Origin of the sequence: Longimicrobium sp. (assembly GCA_036389135.1) — a bacterium.
GTDB lineage: Bacteria > Gemmatimonadota > Gemmatimonadetes > Longimicrobiales > Longimicrobiaceae > Longimicrobium.
On sequence record DASVQP010000018.1, the window covers coordinates 18863 to 36927 of the forward strand.

Here is an 18065-nt window from a genome sequence, read left to right on the forward strand (position 1 = left end):
TTTGTGGGAGAGGGTGGCAGCTGTAAGCTGCCGGGTGAGGGCCCATCCGGGTGAGGGCCCCCTCACGCCCCCGGCATGAACCGCGACCGCGCCTGCAGCAGCGCCGCCTCCGCCTCCGCCACCGCCTCCAGGGCGAGCGCCTCCGCGGCCTGTGAGAGGCTTTCGCGCGCCTGCTCCAGGATGGGGCGCGGGATGCCGCCGTCCACGCGCGCCGTGCGCCACGTCTCCCCCTCCAGCGCCGCGCGCGCATCGTTGATGCGCCCCTCGCGGAGCTCCATCAGCACGCCGTCGATCCAGCCGACCAGGTTGGCGGTCGCCTGCGAGCCGGTGAAGATGGAATGCGGATCCGATCCCTCGTCGTTCATCGTGGCTCCGGAGTGAGAAAGCGCGGCGGCATCCCGACCGGACGGAGCCGTTGCACTACCGATGCCGCCGCCAGCGCCCGCTCCTCCCCCCGCGGCGGCGCGACGATCTGCAGCCCAACCGGCATCCCCTCCGCATCGAACCCCGCCGGCACCGACGCAACGGGGAGCCCCGTGAGGCTCAGGACGAAGGTGGGCGCGATCCAGTCCACGTACGTCGCCATCTCCCGCCCGCCCACCGTGCGCGGGAAGTTCTCCTCGATCGAGAAGGGCGGGACGGCCATGGTGGGAGTCAGCAGAAGGTCGTACTCGCGGAAGAAGGCCCGGAACTGCTCCCAGGTGCGCCGCCGCGCGCCCTCGGCCGCGCCCAGCGCCTCCACCGAGGTGGCCAGGCCGGCGCGCACGTTGTTGGCCACGTTGGGGCCGAAGTGCTCCAGCTTGTCCAGGTGCGGGTGGAGCTGCGATACGAACCAGAGGCCGCGCAGCGCCAGGAACGCCTCACGTCCGTACGACAGGTCCAGCTCGATCTCGTCCACCGTCGCCCCCGCCTCGCGCAGCGACAGCGCGCCTTCCCGGCATACGCGCTCCACCCCCGCGTCGATGCCGATCCCCGCGATGTCGCGGCAGTAGGCGATGCGCAGCCCGCGCGCATCCGCCCCGCGAACGGCGGCGGCGAAGTCGCGGCCCTCTACGGGCTGGGCCAGCGGCGCGCGGTCGCTCGCGCCGGCGATGGCCTGGAGCCCGAGCGCCACATCCTCGGCTGCGCGGCCCATGACGCCGGTCACCTGCATCGTGTCCCACATGTAGTCCTGCGGCCAGGTGGGCACCAGCCCCACCGACGGCCGCAGCCCCACCACGCCGCAGAACGACGCGGGGATGCGCAGCGAGCCCCCCAGATCCGTCCCCTGCGCCAGCGCGAACATCCCCGTCGCCAGCCCCACGGCGCCGCCGCCCGTGGAGCCGCCCGCGCTGCGCTCCGCGTTCCAGGGGTTGCGCGTGCGGCCGAAGACGGGGTTGAAAGTGTTGCCGCCGGCCGCGAACTCGGGCGTGTTCGTCTTCCCCACGACGATCGCCCCGGCCGCGCGCAGCCGCTCCACCACCTGCGCGTCGTGCTCGGGCACGTGGTCGGCGAAAAGGGGCGAGCCGTAGGTGGTGCGCACCCCCGCCACCTCGGTGACGTCCTTGATCCCCACCGTCACGCCCGCCAGCGGCCCCGGGTCCTCGCCGCGCGCGATGCGCGCCTCCAGCGACTGCGCCTCCTCGCGAGCCCGCGGGTTGAGCGTCACCACGGCGTTGAGCTCGGGGTTGAAGCGCTCCACGCGCGCCATGCACGCCTCCAGCACCTCCACGGGCGAGACCTCCCGCGCGCGCACCCGCCGTGCGGTTTCGGCGGCGGAGAGCACCGCGAGAGAATCGTCAGGCATCATCGAGTGTGCGAAGGGGATCGGGTTTAAGGACGCGGGAATGAGTAGCGCCGGCGCCTCCCGCGGTCTACAGCCGTTCAGCGGCAGGTTCAGCAGAAACCTATCGCCACGTCACCCGAACCACCTCAAAGACTTTCTCCATCTTTTCGGTAGCTCGCGACCCGTATTTGATCCGCCGGAGAACTTCGACGTGGCGGAGGCGTTCGGCGGGAGTGCGCGTGCGCCAGTACGCGCTTTCCTCCAGATCATCGCGATAGAACGCTGGTCGAGCGAGTCGGGCGGAAGAGGATCGCTCATCGTGGGGTGCGTTGCGTGTGCTCGCCAACCGCGAGTATGTCCTTCGCACACCAGGTCCGGATACTCGGCGAGGATCTGGTCGTGCGACATCCCCGCGAACAGCAGTTCTCGGATCATATCGACAGGATAGCACAGTCCGCGCACGGACGGCTCGCCGTGGCTGATTGCCGGGTTGATCGTGATGCGGTCGAAGTGCGTGCTCATAGTTAGGCGCTCGTGCATGCATCGGGCCGGGCGCGCCCGAGTGGGTGAGACATGTGCGAGTTACGGACATGATGCACATCATCGGATCCTGAGGGTAAAAACCCTTGCCCGCGTCACGCGAATGTGTATACTTGTAATATCGGTATACACACGCGCATGGGAGGCACTATGGGTATGGCGATGAAGGATGTACGGGAGCAGCTCTCTGACCTGGTGAAGCGCGCCACGTACCGGGGGGAGCAGATCACGTTCGGTCCTAACCGAAGTGACGACGTGACCCTCATCGCCACGGAGCAGGTTCGGCGAATGGCGGCCCGCCTGCGCGAGGTGGAGGAGCGGCTTACCAATCTTCTGCGGGAGAAAACCGAGCCGGGGGCGTTCGCTGGCCTGCAGGATGCGCTCGTGACCGGGGAGCTTGCCGTTCGCGGGGCTGATGCGCGCGCCCGGCGGGTACTGCCAGAACTCGCGACGGAGTCGGCGCTGACCCGTGAGGACCGCATCCGGCTTGGAGCCCGAGACGCGCGTGCGCCGGAGTTCCGCCGGACGCGGCCGCGCGCATAGTCGTGACCGCGTACGAAGCAGTCCCGCATCCCACGCTCCGCCAGGGCGACATCATCGTCGCGCTTTCCGTGATGCTCCTGCCGCCGGAGGAGCGCGACCTGAGCGCTCCGCGGCGGGGACCCGGACGGTTGGGTGATGTGCAGCGGCTCGCCCTCTGGGAAGGTGATCCGAGCACCCTGTCGCCGGACGTCTCAGCGGCCGCACGCTTCAGTCCAATCCTGGTCGTGAGCCACGATTGCGATCTGGAGAAGGACTTCAACGAGCGCGTGCTGGAGCTAATGGCGGAGGGCAGTTCAGAGGAGGAAGCAGTCGCGGCGGCGGAGGGCGATCCCACGCTCGACCCCTTTGCGGTCATCGCGCCCCTTCTCCCCTTCAGCGACCTACCCGCGAAGCGTCACGCCGGCGTACTGAACGGCCAGCGAATCGGCTATTACCCGATCCTCCAGCTCCCGCGGGATGGCGGAGACTACTTCGTCGATCTCGGGCAGCTCTCCACTGTGTCCGTCCAACTGCTTCCTCAGCACGGCAAGGTCGCTTCGCTGGCCGCAGAGTCGATCTTCGAGCTGCGCTACAAAATCAGCGAGGCGTACGCGTTCCGCGACCTGGCCGTGCTCCACGAGCTGGAGCGGCTGACCGGCCGGACCATTGTCCGTGCTTCCGCCCTGCCGAAGAGCGGCAAGAAGACCTCTCTTCAACTCTTCCTCGATGACGGCGACGCCGTGCACCTGGAGATCAGGAAGCCACGTGAAGCTCTCCCGGAAGAGATCGTCCGCAAACAGGCCCGCGACTGATAGGATCGTTCTCGATTCGCCGCTTTACACCCACGCATCGGGGCGGGCGCGGGCTTTGCCGGGCCGCGGGCGGGTGCGAGATTGTGCGACTCGCGGACACGATGACACGGAAGAAGGAGAGCAGGCGCGGATGGGGGAACGGACGCTGCTGGTGGGGCTGGCGCACCCGGACGACGAGGTGGGGGCGGCGGGGACGATCCTGGCGCAGCGCGCGCGCGGCGACCGCGTGGTGCTGGTGTGGCTGACGCGCGGCGAGATGACCGAGGCGTTCGGCGGCATCGCGCAGGACCGGGTGGCGGCGATCCGTGAAGAGCACGGGCGGCTGGCCGGCGAGATCCTGGGGTGCGAGACGCGCTTCCTTGACCTCCCCGACTGCGCCGTGGAATCCACACCGGAGATCGCGCGGCGCGTGGCCGAGCTGATCACCGAGATTCGCCCGGACGGCGTCCTCACCTGGGGCGACGCATGGGCGCGCGGAATGCGCCACCCGGACCACCAGGCCACCGGCCGCATCTTTCGCGACGCCGTGACGCTGGCGCGGATCGCCAAGGTGGTGGCGCCGCGCACGCCACACCGCGCCGCCGCACCGGTCTTCACCTACCGCGGCGCGCACTCCGTCCTCCCCGCCGTCGCGGTGGACGTGGAGCCGTACCTGGACGGGATATTCGCGCTGGGCGAGTTCTACCTGAAACGGATCGGCTTCGGCGAGCGGTCGTGGATCGAGGAGCGGCTGCGCACGGCGGGCGCGCCGTTCGGGCTGCGCTACGCCGAGGTCTTCGATGCGTGGGAGTCCGCGCCCGGCATCGTGCCGTCGCTGCTGCCGGCGGGGCTCACGAACGGGGAACACATCCACCCGGACCGCAAAGGCGAGATCACGCCGCCGGTCTAAACCGCAGTCTCACGCGGAGACGCAGAGAAGCACGCGAAGTTCTCTCTGCGTCTCCGCGTCTCCGCGTGAGGCTTTCTGTCAAAGCATGAAGAAGAGCGGGGCCGGCCGGAATCGCTCCCGGCCGGCCCCGCACGTCGCCGCCTGAAAAACGCTCAGGTGGCGCGGTTGTAGACGAGCTTGTAGGTCAGCGGCTGCGGAAGGCGCGGCGAAGTGACCGTGACGTTCATCGTCATCGTCTTGCCATCCGGGCTCACCGAGTACACGTTCACGCGGCGGCCGTCCTCGGCCTGGAAGGTGTGCTTCAGGTTGCCGCCATCCCACTCGGCGCTCACGCGCACGCAGTCGCCCTTCATCTCGCGGCAGGTGCCGCCCGTCTGGCGCTGCCACAGGACCGGCTGGCCGTTGGCGGGGCTGGAGACCGTGGGACGGCCCGCCATCTCCACGCGCACCGAGCTCTGGTCGTACGACATCGTGATGCTGGGATACGCCGTGTTCGTGCTGCGCAGCCGCGGACGCGCGATCTGGCGGACCACCAGGTTCATCCGCGCGACGGCGCGGTTGATGGCGGACTCCAGGTTGTCGCTCTGCTGGCGGTTGATGTTCCAGTTGCCACGCAGCGTGGCGGCCTGCGCGGTGACCGCGGAGGGCAGCAGCGCGGCGAGAAGTACCAGGAGCGGAAGAATACGGGTGCGTTGACGGCGCATGTGTGGACCTCCAGGATGCGTGGGTGCGGATGGCGGCAGGCCGCGGGAGGCGCCCGGCTGCGGGCCGCCGGCGTTGCGCGCAATGTAAGGCGGCGCGCGGCCCGGCGGAAGAAGTGGGATCGGACGTTCGTTTCCACCATGTACCCCGCGCCCCCGCCCCGGTGTTCCCACCCGCCGCTGAAACACCGCGCAGTCCGGCGGCGTACCCCCGCACCGTGACGGGCGCGGCGAGCCCCGCCCGCTCCATCCTCCCGACCCACAAGACGCCATGCTCGAGCCCACGCGCGCCACGCGCATCCTCACCCAGATCGACTCGCGGAGCTGGGAGCACCCGGCCGACCGCGCCACCCTCAACGCGCTGCGCAGGATCCCCGGCTTCGACGAAGTGCTGAGGGCGCTCTTCGGCTACTTTGGCGAGCGGGCCGTGCGGCTGGCCTTCCTGGCCAACGCCGTGCGCACCTCGCCCACGCAGTTCGCCCGCGTGCACCGCATCTACGGCGAGGTGGCGCGCACGCTGGACGCGCCGGGCGACTACCCCGTCTACGTGACGCAGGACCCGCACTTCAACGCCGCCGCGTACGGAATGGAGAAGCCGTTCATCGTGGTCAACTCGGCGCTGGAGGAGCGGTTCGACGACGAAGAGCTGCGCTTCATCCTGGCGCACGAGCTGGGGCACATCATGAGCGGCCACGTGCTGTACACCACCATGATGCGGCTGCTGACGATGCTCGCCGGGATGGGCTTTCCCATCGTGGGGCTGGCCGCGCGCGCCGTGCTGGTGGCGCTGCTGGAGTGGTACCGCAAGGCGGAGCTCTCCTGCGACCGCGCCGGCATCCTGGGCGTGCAGGACCCCGAGCCCGGGCTGCGCGTGATGCTCAAGTTCGCGGGCGGCGCGTCGGGCGACGCCAACCTGGCGGAGTTCATACGGCAGAGCGACGAGTACCGCGAAGAGGGCGCGCTGGCGGACCAGGTCTACAAGGTGCTCAACGTGCTGGGCTCCACGCATCCGTTTCCCGTGATCCGCGTGGCGGAGATGCGGGCATGGTTCGAGAGCGGTGCATACGAGCGCATCATTGCGGGGGAATACCACCGGCGCGGCGAGCCCGGTGCGCCGTACCGGGAAGACCTGTCGCAGGCAGCCCAGGCCTATCGTGAGTCGGCCAAACAGACCTTTGGGCAGGCCGGCGACGCGGCGCGCCGTGTGGTGGACTCATTCCGCTCCGGATTCGGGCGCTGAACCCCTCTCGACCCCTGGAAAAAGCTGGTGGCAACGAGATTGCATGCAGTGTGGACGGCGCGGACGAGCCGCGCCGCGGAGGTTCACCGCAAAGCGGAGAGCGACTCATGAACAAGGCCGAGTTCATCGACAGGGTGGCCGAGAGTGCGGATCTGACCCGGGCCGCGGCGGCCCGCGCCGTCGACGCGATCTTCGACACCGCGTCGGGGGCGATCTCGGAGGCGGTTCACGCGGCAGGCTCGTTCTCGATTCCCGGTTTCGGCAAGTTCACCCGCAAGACCCGCGCGGCCCGCACCGGCCGCAACCCGCGCACGGGCAAGGAGATCGCAATCCCGGAGCGGGCCACCGTGTCGTTCACGGCGGGAAAGGGGCTGAAGACGGGGACCAGCACCTCGCGCCGCAAGGCCGCGGCGACGGGTGCGGCGGTGGGCGCGGTCGCCGGTGCCGCCACGGCGGCGGCCAGCACGACCAGCAAGCGCTCCACCGGCGCCAAGAAGAGCTCGAGCGGTTCGTCGGGCGGCGCCAAGAAGAGCACCTCGTCGCGATCATCGTCTTCGGATACGGGCAGCAGCTCGGGAGGCGCCGCCAAGAAGAGCAGCGGCGGCTCGTCGTCGGGCGCGAAGAACAGTTCGGGTAGCGGGGGCGGCAGCAGCTCCGGTGGCGGCGCAGCCAAGAAGAGCAGCGGCGGCTCGGGTGGCGGCAGCTCGAGCGGCGGTTCGTCGACCGGCGCCAAGAAGAGCACGGGCGCGAAGTCGTCGGGCAGCAAGTAGAGCTGAGCCGGTTTTCCAACGCTGGAGCGGGGCCGCGTCCGCAAGGGTGCGGCCCCGCTCTTTCATTTCCGCACAGCGCGCTCGCGAATGCCTGACTCGTCCGTACGCCGGGTAACCTGGAGGTCCGCCGACATCGTGCGGACCTTTGGGATCGGCGTGCTCTTCCTGTTCTTCTGGCGGTTCTTCTGGATGGTGCACTCGGCGCTCTTCCTGGCGCTGCTGGCGGTGCTGATCGCCATCATCATCCACGTCCCCGCCAAGTACCTGTCGCGGTGGGTCCCGTTCAAGGTCGCATTCCCGCTGGTGCTCGTATCGTTCATCGGCGGCATCGTCTTCCTCCTCTTCAAGATGATCCCGCAGATCGTCACGCAGGGGACGGAGCTGGCCACGGCGCTGCCCAACACGCTGGACCAGGCGGCGACGTGGTACAAGGCGCGCACGGGGCAGCCGCCGAGCCCCGAGATGGCGGAGTCGGTGAACCGCCAGATCAGCCAGTTCACCGCGCGATTTCTTCCGCTGGCCTTCAACGCCATCAGCACGGTGCTGGGATCGTTCGCCATCATCGTGCTGGCCGCCTTCCTGGCCGCGCAGCCCCACGTGTACCGCAACCTGGTGCTGGGGCTCGTCTCCCCCGAGTCGCGTCCGCGCTGGGAGCGGCTGTACGAGGAGGCGGGGACCAACCTGCGCGCGTGGGTCATCGGGAAGGCGTGCACCATGGCGGGGATCGGGATCGTGACCTACCTGGGGCTGACGCTGCTCAAGGTGCCGGGGGCGCTGGCGCTGGGCGGCTTCGCGGCGCTGATGGAGTTCATCCCCAACTTCGGCCCCACCATCGCGGCGATCCCCGCGGTGGCGGCGGGGTTCACGGTGAAGCCCATCACGGCGCTGTACGTGGCCGCCTTCTACTTCCTCCTCCAGCAGGTGCAGAACGCCATCACGGTTCCGCTGGTGGAGAAGCGGGCGGTCAACATCCCCCCCGCCGCGCTGCTGGTGTGGCAGCTCATGCTCACGATCGGCTTCGGCGTGCTGGCGCTCTTCGTGGCGACGCCGCTGCTGGCGGTGCTGGTGGTGGCGGTGAGGATCCTCTACCTGGAGCCCAAGGAGGAGCGGCAGCAGTGGGACCGCCGCGAGGGGCTGGCTCCCATGGAGCCCGAGGTGGGGAGCCCCGAGCCGCAGGGGTGAGGCGGGGTGTTGACACTTGCGCGGCGCGCGTGTATACTGCGGGCTGCGACAACCCACCGCCGCGGCCGAGTGTTCAAGAACGCGTACAGGGACTCGGTCGCACGACGGTCGGGTCCTTTTCTGTTTCAACCCTGAATTCCTCTTGGAGGGCTTGCGTGGTCGAGATTCAGCTTGGTGAAAACGATCGCCTGGACTGGGCGCTCAAGCAGTTCCGCCGCCGGATGATCCGCTCGGGACTGTTCAAGGACATGCGCCGGAAGCGCTTCTACGAGAAGCCCAGCGAGGCTCGTAAGGCCAAGTCGAAGGCCGCGCAGCGCCGCCGTGCCAAGGACCGCCGCAACGCCCGTCGCGGGCGGGATTAAATCCCCGCGTAATCACCCGTCGGTGGCACGGACTTCCGGATACCGGCGGACAACACCATCCAGGAGTACGGGAGAATGCGCACCACCGGCACCGTGAAGTGGTTCAACGACGCCAAGGGCTTCGGGTTCATCACCCCGGAGAACGGCGAAAAGGACTGCTTCGTGCACCACTCGGCCATCCAGACCAAGGGCTTCCGCACGCTTGCCGAGGGCGAGCGGGTGGAGTTCGACATGGTGCAGGGCCAGAAGGGCCCGGCCGCGGAGAACGTCATCCGCGTCGGCGCCTGAGGCCACAGGCGAGGTGAATGGAGGGGCGCTCCCGGCCGGGAGCGCCCTTCTTTGCGTTTGGGGGTGGTGGTTGACCGGGGGATGAATCCCACCGGGGGCTAAAGCTCCCGGCTGGAACGACGGGAAGGCGGCTGAAGCCGGCTCGAGAAGCGCCGGCATTGACCCCGAGTCCGCGGAGGCGGACTTCGTGCTGTTGTTGCAGCGAGTTCGCCCGCCCCAGCCCTACAACCGCTCGACCTCGTTGGCACGGATGAGGACCTCGTCCTGGCGGAAGCGGTGCTCCAGGTCGTGGCGGTAGGCGGTCCACCAGGCGCGGTCCAGGGATTCGTCCATGACCTCTATGATGGCGACGTCGTCGCGAGCGACCTCGCCGCCTTCTTCGCGCCACGCGCCGGAGGCGGGGGAGCGCAGGTATGCCGTGACGCCGCCGAAGCGGTCGGTGAGCTCCTGGTTCACGCGGTCGAAGGCGGCGCGCGGGAAGGGGCGATCGTCGTTGTCGCGCAGGGGGAGGAGGATCTGGACCAGGTGCATGGGGCTCGTCGGGGTGCGGGAGCACGGGGCGTGCATCTCGCGTGTGGGGGGAGGCAATCAGTGGACCCGGCCGGGTCCACACGTGCACCGTTCGGGAGAACCATGATCCGCTGGAAGGCAACGCTCTGCGCGCTCCTGCTCGTGTCCGCCTGTAAGAGCTCCACCGCGTTCGACGTGGACGGGGTGCGGATCTACGGGCTGGACGGGGCGAACAACCTGGTGGAGTTCGGAAGCCGCAGCGAGGACGCGGTGCGGCGCAGGGAGATCACCGGTCTGCAGCCGGGTGAGGTGCTGGTGGGGATCGACTATCGCGCCGGAAACGCGAGCCTCTACGCCGTGGGGACGACGAGCCGGCTGTACGTCATCGACACGGATGACAACGTCGCCCGGCCGGTCGCGGGCCCGTTCGTCCCGGCACTGGAGGGGGAGGCGTTCGGCACCGACTTTCACCCCGGCGCGGACCGGCTGCGCGTGCACGGGAGCGGCGGGCAGAACCTTCGCCTGGACCCCGCCGGCACCGTCTCCGCCACCGACCCGCGGCTGGCGTACGCGCCGAACGATCCCGGCGCCATCACCACGCCGCGCATCGCGGGCACCGCCTACACCACCGGCTCTCCGACGCTGCTGTACGGCATCGACAGCAACCGTGACGTGCTGGTCACCTTCCCCAATCCGGACGCGGGGGTCGCGAGAACGGTGGGGCCGCTGGGGCTCAACACCTCGGACGACGTCGGGTTCGACATCGCGGTGACGCGGGACGGTCCGATCGCCTTCGCGGTGCTTTCGGAGGGGCGCGTGTCGAGGCTGTACCGCATCGACCTCGCCACCGGCACGCCTACGCTGGTCGGACGGCTCGCCACCCGCACGCCGATCCGCTCCATCGCGGTGGAGGGCGACGAGACGGAAAGGCCGTAAGCGCAAGCGGCCACCTCCCCTGGCGGCCGCGGAGAGATCCGCGGCCGCTCCGCGTGCGTACTCCTGTACACGGCTCCGGACACCAGAGCCGCTCCGGAGGTACACACGAAAGGGAGAATCGATGCCTCGTTCCACACCGTTTCGCCGCCCGCTGTTGGCCATCGCGGCGCTCGCACTCACCCTGGGGGCGTGCGACGATCCCACGGGCTCGTCGTTCGAGCCGCAGGGGCGGCGCATCTTTGCGCTGGATGGCGCGGGGAACCTGGTCACCTTTGGAAGCCAGAACCCGGGGAGCGTCCGTAGCACCGCGCTCAGCGGCCTGCAGGCGGGCGAGACGCTGGTGGGACTCGACTTCCGGCCCAGCAACGGGATGCTGGTCGCGGCGGGAAGCTCCAGCCGCATCTACCGGGTGGACACGCTCACCGCCGCCGCGACGGTCGTCGGGAGCACGTCCTTCACCCCGGCGCTCGCCGGCACGGCCTTCGGCTTCGACTTCAACCCGACCGTCGACCGCATTCGCACGCACGGGAGCGCGGGGCAGAACCTGAGGCTGCACCCCGACCTGGGGACGGTGGCCGCCACCGACACGGCGCTCACCTACCTGGCGGGCGATCCCGGCGCCGGCACCGTGCCGCGCATCGTGGGCACGGCGTACACCAACAGCGTGACCGGCGCGACCACGACGCAGCTCTTCGGCATCGACAGCAACCGCGACGTGCTGGTGCTGGTGGGCGCGCCCAACGGCGGGCGGATGACGACGGTCGGCGCGCTGGGCGTGAACACGGGCGACGACGTCGGCTTCGACATCTTCGGCGCGGATGCGGCGCGGGAGGTGTACGCCACGCTGACGGTGGGATCGCGCTCCGAGCTGTACACCATCAACCTGACGACCGGCGCCGCGACGCGCGTGGGACAGATCGGGACTTCGAGCCCGATCCGGGGCATCGCCGTCGCTCCGTGAGACCGGGGGCCGCAGAGAGAACGGGGGCGCCGCGCAGACCGCGCGGCGCCCCCGTTCATCATCCCGTTCCCCCGGTCAGGCGCGGACGCGCACCGTGACCGGAGTGGAGAGGCGCACTTCCTGGGTGGAGGTGACCCGGTTGAGGACGCGCCGGAACCAGCCCGGATCGCGCCGCGCGCCGCCGTGCTCCATCACCCGCTTCGCCAGCGCGATGACCTCCGAATTGCGCATCCGCACGCAGCCGTGCGACTCCGCCTCGCCCAGCGAGTCCACGTCGCGCGTGCCGTGGATGTAGTAGTCCGGGTCGCTGAAGAAGATCTTCACACGCCCCATGGGGTTGCGCGGGTCGCCGGGAGCACGCGGGCGCTTGTTGCGGGCCCAGCGCTCGTTGGGCGGAACCCAGCGCGGGTTCCAGACGATGCGGCGCGCCGTGAACGTGCCGCGCGGCGTGGGGTGCCTCGGCTGCCCCACCGCCACCGAATAGCTGTCCACCACCTCGTCGCCTTCCATCACGTACAGCTTGCGGTCGGAAAGGTCGATGGCGAGGGAGAAGGCCGCCGCGTCCTCGCGGGCGGACGCACCGTCCCCCGAACCGGCCACCGCGGGTACCGCAGCCCCCACCAGAATGGCCGCCGCCGCAGTCCACCGCACCAGCATTGATTTCATAAACCAGCCTCAGGCAACGGGTTAGCTCTGGATACGCTCGTTTGCCAGAGCGAACATCGTGCCACGCCGCGCCCCCACCCCCCGGCCCCCTCCCCCGCACGCGGGGGAGCGTGGGGGGAGGGGGAGAACAGCACGAAACGCGACCTGCATGTCTGCCGTCCTCTGCCCCACCTCGCCCCCCGCCACCCGTACGGATGTGGTAGGGGCGGCCCCGTGTGGCCGCCCGTGCCTGCCCCCGCGCCGCCACCCCTCAGTACTGCACCAGCGAATCCACCTCGTACCCCTCCAACGCCCGACGACCATCGAGGAACAGGAGCTCGATCACGACCGCGATGCCCACCACCGTGCCGCCGACCGCCTCGACGAGCCCGGCGGCGGCGCGAGCGGTGCCGCCGGTGGCGAGAAGGTCGTCGATCACCAGGACCCGCTGGCCCGCGCCGACTGCGTCGGTGTGGATCTCGAGGATGGCGGTGCCGTACTCCAGCGCGTACTCCCGCGCGAGCTTCTCGCCCGGAAGCTTGCCGACCTTGCGGATGGGGACGAACGGCACGTCCAGCTCCAGCGCCAGGGGGGCGCCGAAGATGAAGCCGCGCGACTCGATCCCCGCGACGGCGTCCACCCGGCCGCGGAAGCGCCCCGCGAAGGCGGCGACCACCTCGCGAAAGGCGGCGGGGTGGCGGAGGAGGGGGGTGATGTCGCGGAAGAGGATGCCGGGCTGCGGGAAGTCCGGGATGTCGCGAATGAGCTGCTTGAGGTGCTCCACAGGACAACGCGGGAGGAGGATGGATCGCATGCAGGCGTGAGGCGGGCGAATCTATGGCGCCAGCGTGGGGTGCGACAGCGCCGCGTTGACCCGGATCGGAGCGCGGGTTATCCTGACCGCCGATCCATTCACGAGGCCCGCGGAGACCGATGTTCTACTATGCGATAACCGAGGGGATCCGCATCACCGCGCAGCCCTTCTTCCTCCCGGACCACTCGGACCCGCAGGAGCCGCGCTACGTCTTCGCCTACCAGATGCGCATCGAGAACGTGGGCACCGAGCCGGCACAGCTCCGCTGGCGCCACTGGTACATCCACGACGAGGGCGCCGGCGACAGCGAGGTGGAGGGCGAGGGGGTGATCGGCGAGCAGCCGTTGATCCCGCCGGGCGGGGTGCACGAGTACCAGAGCTTCTGCGTGCTCAAGGGCCCGGAGGGGCACATGGAGGGGTACTACGAGTTCGAGCGGCCCGCGGGGACGAAGTTCCGTGCTACCATTCCCCGGTTTTCGCTGCGGGTATACGAGGCTTGAACTGCTGTTTCACACAGAGCCGCAGAGGAAACGGAAAGAAAGGAAGAGGGGGGCGCGAAACGCCTCTGTGTCCTTTTCGTGCCCCTCTGCGGCTCTGTGTGAAGCTTTTTAGTGGGCGATCGCCACGACGACGTGGTTATGGGCGCCAGAGAAGTCCGCGCCGTCCAGCTCGGCCGCTTCGAATATGACGCTGTCCAGGTCGGCGCCGCGCAGGGTAGCGCCACGGAGGCGGCTCCCGCGCAGGTTTGCGCCACCCAGATCCGCGTCCGAGAGGTCCGCGGCGGTGAGGTCGGCGGCTTCGAGGATGGCATCACCCAGGTTGGCGCGGCGGCAGCGGGCACCGGTCAGGCGCGCGCCGTGTGCACGGACGCCGGCCATGTCCGCGGCTTCCAGGATCGCGCCGCTCAGGTCCGCGTCGCCGAGCTGCGCGTGGCGGAGGTTCGCGCCGCTGAGGGTGGCGTTGGCCATCCGCGCGCCGCTCAGGTCGGCCTTGTGCAGCGAGGCCTCGGTGAGGTTCGCGCCCTCGAAGATGGCGCCCGCCAGCCGCCCGCGCGACAGGTCGATGCCGCGCGCGTCCGCCCCGCTGAGGTCGGCGCGCTCCAGCACGACGGGCCGCATGGCGCCCGTGCGCAGGGAGCTGGCATCGCGCAGCACGGTGACGCGCAGGTTGGCGCCCGTGAAGTCCGTGTTGCAGAGGCAGCACTCGGTGAGGTCCGCGCCGGCCAGGTTGCATCCGGCCAGCTTCACGTCGCGCAGGTTGGAGTGGCTCAGGTCCACGCCGGCCAGGTCCAGCCCCGTGAGGTCGGCCCCGGTCAGGTCCAGGCGCGAAAGGGAGCGCTCGCCCGAGGCCAGCCTGCGCTCCACCTCGTCCCGCTGGTGGCCGGGAGGCCAGCTCGCGGGGAGGTTCGCATCGCGTCCGGAGCCCAACCCGCTTACGAATCCGAGAGCACGCTTGACGATCCCCATGCTAGCCTCCGGCGGCTGAAGTGCAGGGCCGATGGCCGCTCCACTGGCGGCCGGTGGGACTCGGCAGTCGTGGCACAGCGACGCAGGATTCCTGCCGTAAGGCAATCCCCCACAGAGCTGTAGGGGAACACACGCACGGTTCTCGGAAACGCGTGGCGGGCCGGCTCCCCGTCTGGGAAGCCGGCCCGCCGATGCTGCCGCAAAAAGAGCGCGCTATTCGAGCGCGGCGTCGAGCTGGATGTCGACCCCCGCGAGCGCCTTGCTCACCGGGCACCCCGCCTTGGTGGCCGCGGCGATGCCCGCAAAGGTGTCCGCATCGACGTTGGGCACCTGCGCGCGGCAGCGGAGCATCATCGTGGTGATGCGGAAGCCCTCCGCTTCCTTGGTGATGGTGCACGACGCGTCGGTGTGCACGCGCGTGGCGGGGGTCCCGTTCTGCTCCAGCCCCCCTGCCAGCGCCATGCTGAAGCACGCCGCCTCGGCTGCCGCCAGGAGCTCCTCGGGGTTGGTGCCGCCCGTGTCTCCGAAGCGGGAGCCGAAGGAGTAGCTCCCCTTGATGGCGCCGCTCTCCCCCTCGAAGCTCCCCTTTCCGCTCTGCAGCCCGCCTTCCCAGGTGGCGTTCGCTTTCCTCGTAGGCATCCAGTCTTCTCCTCGTTGCGTGATCGGCTCCGCTCCCGTGCGGACCGGCGCCCGCTGAGCATTTTCGGCGCCAGCGGCTACTCCACGCCGCCCATCAGCCGGGCCATGATCGCCTTCTGTACGTGCATGCGGTTCTCGGCTTCGTCCCACACGCGCGAGCGCGGGCCCTCCAGCACCTCCTCGGTGACCTCTTCGCCGCGGTGGGCGGGGAGGCAGTGGAGGAAGATGGAGCGCTCGGACGCGGACTCCATCAGCGCCTCGTCCACCCGGAAGCCGGCGAAGTCGCGCTCGCGCCGGGCGGACTCCTCCTCCTGCCCCATCGAAGCCCACACGTCCGTGTTCACCACGTCCGCCCCTTCGACCGCCTCGCGCGGGTCGTGGGTCACGATGATGCGTGCGGTGCCGCGCGCGCGGTCCAGGATGTAGGTGTCCGGCGCGTATCCCGGCGGGTAGGCGAGGCGCAGCTCGAAGCCCAGGCGGTACGCGGCGTTGATCCAGGAGTTCGCCATGTTGTTGCCATCGCCCACCCACGCCACCTTGAGCCCGGACACGTCGTCGCCCAGGTTCTCGCGGACGGTCATCAGGTCCGCCATGATCTGGCAGGGGTGAAGGAGGTCGGTGAGGCCGTTGATGACCGGAACGGAGCCGTAGCGCGCCAGCTCCTCCGGGTCGCCGTGGTCGAAGGTGCGGATCATGATTCCGTCCACGAAGCGCGACAGGACGCGCGCCGTGTCGCGGATCGGCTCGCCGCGGCCGAGCTGGATGTCGCGCGATGAGAGGAAGAGCGCGTGCCCGCCGAGCTGGTACGTCCCCACCTCGAACGACACCCGGGTGCGGGTGGAGCTCTTGGTGAAGATCATGGCGAGCGTCTTTCCCGCCAGCGGCCGCTCGCGGTACTCGCCGCGCTTCATCTCCGCGGCAAGGTCGAGCGTGCGGAGGATCTCCTCGCGCGTGAAGTCGGGGATGGCGAGGAAGTGGCGCGCTGCCGGAGCGGTCATTGGGCGCGGGGCGTTGAGACGGATGCGGAGCCGCGGCGGAACGCACCGGGGGCGTCGGAGCGGCAAGATAGCACCCCCGCGCCAGGGCGACCACAGCGGGGGGCTTCTGCCTGACGAGGACCAAGTAGCGCCCGGCGCGGGTACGACCGGGTCCCGGGACGAGATCCCGGCACCATTCCGCAACCATCTTTTGAGGACCCGCTGATGCGTACTCTCGTGCTGATGGCCGTCGTGCTCGCGGGGTGCACTCGTCCCGCCTCCGTTCCACCCGCGAATGGCGCTGCACAGGAGGAGCGGGTGATCGGAGTCCCGGCGTCGGTGGGCTCGGCGCCGATGAACGTGCGCACCGTCGTCGCCGCCGAGGGCGGGGAGAGCGTGCACGTCACCGGCCCGCTCGCCGCCGAGATCCGCTCCCTCTCCGGCGCCCGGGTGGAGGTGCGCGGCCGCCGCGCCGCAGACCGCACGCTGGTGGCGAGCGACTACGACGTCCTCTCGGTAAACGGCCGCCCCGTGTTCATGGGCGTGGTGGAGCGCGCCACCGACGGCACCCTCCAGCTCCGCACCCGCAACGGCAACGTTCGGCTGCAGGGCGCCCCCGCCGCCTTCCGCCCCGGCATGAAGGTCTGGGTGCAGGGCCCCGGCTCCGTCACCGTGCAGACGTACGGGGTGGTCCGAAACTGAATCTCACACAGAGACACAGAGTGTACCGAAAGAAAAGCTGAAGGGGTTCTCTGTGCCCTTGCTGTCCTCTCTGTGCCCTCTGTGTGATGCTTTTCAGTCGAGGTCGACGTACTTGAGGCCGCTGCCGGTGTTGAACAGCACCACGCTCTCGTCGCCGCTGAGCGTGCCGTCCTGGCGGAGGCGCGCGACGGCGGCGGCGGTAGCGGCGCCCTCGGGCGCGGCAAAGATGCCGGTGAGGGCGCCCATGATGGGCGTCCACTCGCGCATCTCCTCGTCGGGAACGGCGACGCCCGCGCCGCCGGAGGCTCGGACCGCGTCCAGGATCAGGAAGTCGCCCACCGCGCGCGGCACCCGCAGGCCCGAGGCGTAGGTGTGCGCGCCCTGCCAGGGCTCGGCGTGGGCGGCGCCCTCCTCCCATGCGCGGATGATGGGTGCGCAGCCGCTGGCCTGCACCGTGATCATCCGCGGGCGGTGCGAGCCGATCCAGCCGAGCCGCTCCATCTCGTCGAACGCCTTCCACATCCCCACCAGCCCGGTGCCGCCGCCGGTGGGGTAGACGATCACGTCCGGCAGCGTCCACCCGAACTGCTCGGCGATCTCGTAGCCCATCGTCTTCTTCCCCTCCACCCGGTACGGCTCCTTGAGGGTCGAGAGGTCGAACCAGCCGTGCTCCCGCGCGCCCTCCGCCACGCGCACGCCGCAGTCGGTGATGAGCCCGTCCAGCAGCTCCAGGTCGGCGCCCAGGGCGCGGATCTCCTGGATGATGGGGACGGGCGTGTCGCGGGGCACCACGATGTGGGCGCGCATCCCCGCGGCGGCGGCGTAGGCGGCGGTGGCGCTACCCGCGTTGCCCGCCGAGGGAAGCGCCACTTCGCGGATCCCCAGCTCCCTGGCGCGCGATATGGCCATGCACAGGCCGCGCGCCTTGAACGACGCGGTGGGGTTCTGGCCCTCGTCCTTGACCCACACGCGCCCCACGCCCAGCCGCTCCGCCAGCCGCGGCGTCTCGATGAGCGGGGTCCACCCCTCGCCGAGGCGCACGGCGTTGGCGGGGTCGCGCACGGGGAGTAGCTCGGCGTAGCGCCACAGGTCGGCGGGGCGGCCGCGCAGATCCTCGCGCTTCAGCCGCGCCCCGATCGCCTCCAGGTCGTAGCGCGGGTAGAGCGGCTTCTCGCAGCATTGCGAGAGACGGTGGTGCGCCTCGCTGGCGTACTCGGCGCCGCAGCGGGTGCATTCCAGGTGCGTGGCGCCGCCGGCGGGGATGGTGTTGGTGGTCATGCGGGTTGTTTCGGGGTGAAGGCTGGTTAGGCAACTTGGGCACCTGGACCCGGGCGAGTGAACTCG

The 18065-nt window shown here is 70.0% G+C and carries 23 protein-coding genes; 12 read left to right on the top strand and 11 right to left on the bottom strand.

From position 1 onward, the window contains the following. Window positions 1–62: 62 nt before the first annotated feature. The 3 genes from VF584_03100 to VF584_03110 form a co-directional block, all read right to left on the bottom strand. Window positions 63–365, bottom strand: coding sequence for a hypothetical protein (locus tag VF584_03100; protein ID HEX8209149.1), 303 nt, complete (start codon window positions 363–365; stop codon window positions 63–65). After that, window positions 362–1786 (bottom strand): amidase family protein, encoded by a 1425-nt coding sequence (locus VF584_03105; protein HEX8209150.1) that lies wholly within the window; start codon window positions 1784–1786, stop codon window positions 362–364. The genes VF584_03100 and VF584_03105 overlap by 4 nt, the downstream gene beginning before the upstream one ends. Window positions 1787–1897: 111 nt before the next feature. Further along, complete coding sequence (locus tag VF584_03110; GenBank protein HEX8209151.1) at window positions 1898–2287, bottom strand: DUF433 domain-containing protein; 390 nt, start codon at window positions 2285–2287, stop codon at window positions 1898–1900. Window positions 2288–2461: 174 nt separating this feature from the next. On the opposite strand from VF584_03110, the gene VF584_03115 reads away from it, so the two are divergent. From VF584_03115 to VF584_03125, 3 genes are all read left to right on the top strand, one after another. Next, window positions 2462–2848, top strand: coding sequence for a hypothetical protein (locus tag VF584_03115; protein ID HEX8209152.1), 387 nt, complete (start codon window positions 2462–2464; stop codon window positions 2846–2848). A gap of 2 nt (window positions 2849–2850) precedes the next feature. Beyond that, window positions 2851–3639: a hypothetical protein gene (locus tag VF584_03120; protein HEX8209153.1), complete on the top strand. Its 789-nt coding sequence runs from the start codon at window positions 2851–2853 to the stop codon at window positions 3637–3639. Window positions 3640–3769: 130 nt separating this feature from the next. Further along, on the top strand, window positions 3770–4528 hold the full coding sequence (locus tag VF584_03125; GenBank protein ID HEX8209154.1) for a PIG-L family deacetylase: 759 nt from the start codon (window positions 3770–3772) through the stop codon (window positions 4526–4528). Window positions 4529–4680: 152 nt separating this feature from the next. Here the strand turns inward: VF584_03125 and VF584_03130 are convergent, their stop codons facing one another. After that, window positions 4681–5232, bottom strand: coding sequence for a hypothetical protein (locus VF584_03130; protein HEX8209155.1), 552 nt, complete (start codon window positions 5230–5232; stop codon window positions 4681–4683). A gap of 268 nt (window positions 5233–5500) precedes the next feature. Between VF584_03130 and VF584_03135 the strand changes: the two genes are divergently transcribed. From VF584_03135 to VF584_03155, 5 genes are all read left to right on the top strand, one after another. After that, window positions 5501–6469, top strand: coding sequence for a M48 family metallopeptidase (locus VF584_03135; protein HEX8209156.1), 969 nt, complete (start codon window positions 5501–5503; stop codon window positions 6467–6469). A gap of 107 nt (window positions 6470–6576) precedes the next feature. Next, a complete protein-coding gene (locus VF584_03140) occupies window positions 6577–7239 on the top strand; it encodes an HU family DNA-binding protein (GenBank protein ID HEX8209157.1) in 663 nt (220 codons plus the stop codon). 87 nt (window positions 7240–7326) lie between these two features. Further along, window positions 7327–8421 carry an AI-2E family transporter gene (locus VF584_03145; protein ID HEX8209158.1) on the top strand — a complete coding sequence of 365 codons (1095 nt, stop codon included), beginning with the start codon at window positions 7327–7329 and terminating at the stop codon, window positions 8419–8421. Window positions 8422–8576: 155 nt separating this feature from the next. Next, on the top strand, window positions 8577–8783 hold the full coding sequence (gene rpsU, locus VF584_03150; GenBank protein HEX8209159.1) for a 30S ribosomal protein S21: 207 nt from the start codon (window positions 8577–8579) through the stop codon (window positions 8781–8783). Window positions 8784–8858: 75 nt separating this feature from the next. Then, entirely contained in the window at window positions 8859–9071 is a 213-nt protein-coding gene (locus VF584_03155) for a cold-shock protein (protein ID HEX8209160.1), read from the top strand. 222 nt (window positions 9072–9293) lie between these two features. On the opposite strand, the gene VF584_03160 is transcribed toward VF584_03155, so the two are convergent. Continuing rightward, window positions 9294–9602 (bottom strand): hypothetical protein, encoded by a 309-nt coding sequence (locus VF584_03160; protein HEX8209161.1) that lies wholly within the window; start codon window positions 9600–9602, stop codon window positions 9294–9296. Between the two features lie 102 nt (window positions 9603–9704). Here VF584_03160 and VF584_03165 point away from each other — a divergent pair, with 102 nt between their 5' ends. Both VF584_03165 and VF584_03170 read left to right on the top strand, forming a co-directional pair. Beyond that, window positions 9705–10517 carry a DUF4394 domain-containing protein gene (locus VF584_03165; protein ID HEX8209162.1) on the top strand — a complete coding sequence of 271 codons (813 nt, stop codon included), beginning with the start codon at window positions 9705–9707 and terminating at the stop codon, window positions 10515–10517. Between the two features lie 121 nt (window positions 10518–10638). Beyond that, the gene (locus VF584_03170) at window positions 10639–11478 is read left to right on the top strand and encodes a DUF4394 domain-containing protein (protein HEX8209163.1); all 840 of its coding nucleotides are present in this window, start codon (window positions 10639–10641) and stop codon (window positions 11476–11478) included. A gap of 75 nt (window positions 11479–11553) precedes the next feature. Here VF584_03170 and VF584_03175 read toward each other — a convergent pair whose 3' ends face one another. Both VF584_03175 and VF584_03180 read right to left on the bottom strand, forming a co-directional pair. Further along, window positions 11554–12144 (bottom strand): L,D-transpeptidase, encoded by a 591-nt coding sequence (locus tag VF584_03175; GenBank protein HEX8209164.1) that lies wholly within the window; start codon window positions 12142–12144, stop codon window positions 11554–11556. Between the two features lie 250 nt (window positions 12145–12394). Then, a complete protein-coding gene (locus VF584_03180) occupies window positions 12395–12937 on the bottom strand; it encodes an adenine phosphoribosyltransferase (protein ID HEX8209165.1) in 543 nt (180 codons plus the stop codon). A 119-nt stretch (window positions 12938–13056) separates the two neighbouring features. Between VF584_03180 and apaG the strand changes: the two genes are divergently transcribed. Continuing rightward, window positions 13057–13437 (top strand): Co2+/Mg2+ efflux protein ApaG, encoded by a 381-nt coding sequence (gene apaG / locus VF584_03185; protein HEX8209166.1) that lies wholly within the window; start codon window positions 13057–13059, stop codon window positions 13435–13437. A 108-nt stretch (window positions 13438–13545) separates the two neighbouring features. On the opposite strand, the gene VF584_03190 is transcribed toward apaG, so the two are convergent. The 3 genes from VF584_03190 to argF all read right to left on the bottom strand — a co-directional run bounded on the left by VF584_03190 (window position 13546) and on the right by argF (window position 16040). Then, complete coding sequence (locus VF584_03190) at window positions 13546–14403, bottom strand: pentapeptide repeat-containing protein (GenBank protein ID HEX8209167.1); 858 nt, start codon at window positions 14401–14403, stop codon at window positions 13546–13548. 213 nt (window positions 14404–14616) lie between these two features. Further along, entirely contained in the window at window positions 14617–15042 is a 426-nt protein-coding gene (locus VF584_03195) for an OsmC family peroxiredoxin (protein ID HEX8209168.1), read from the bottom strand. 77 nt (window positions 15043–15119) lie between these two features. Next, a complete protein-coding gene (gene argF, locus VF584_03200) occupies window positions 15120–16040 on the bottom strand; it encodes an ornithine carbamoyltransferase (GenBank protein ID HEX8209169.1) in 921 nt (306 codons plus the stop codon). Window positions 16041–16244: 204 nt separating this feature from the next. On the opposite strand from argF, the gene VF584_03205 reads away from it, so the two are divergent. Next, window positions 16245–16721, top strand: coding sequence for a hypothetical protein (locus tag VF584_03205; GenBank protein ID HEX8209170.1), 477 nt, complete (start codon window positions 16245–16247; stop codon window positions 16719–16721). Window positions 16722–16814: 93 nt separating this feature from the next. On the opposite strand, the gene VF584_03210 is transcribed toward VF584_03205, so the two are convergent. Continuing rightward, complete coding sequence (locus VF584_03210) at window positions 16815–17999, bottom strand: threonine synthase (protein HEX8209171.1); 1185 nt, start codon at window positions 17997–17999, stop codon at window positions 16815–16817. Window positions 18000–18065: the final 66 nt, after the last annotated feature.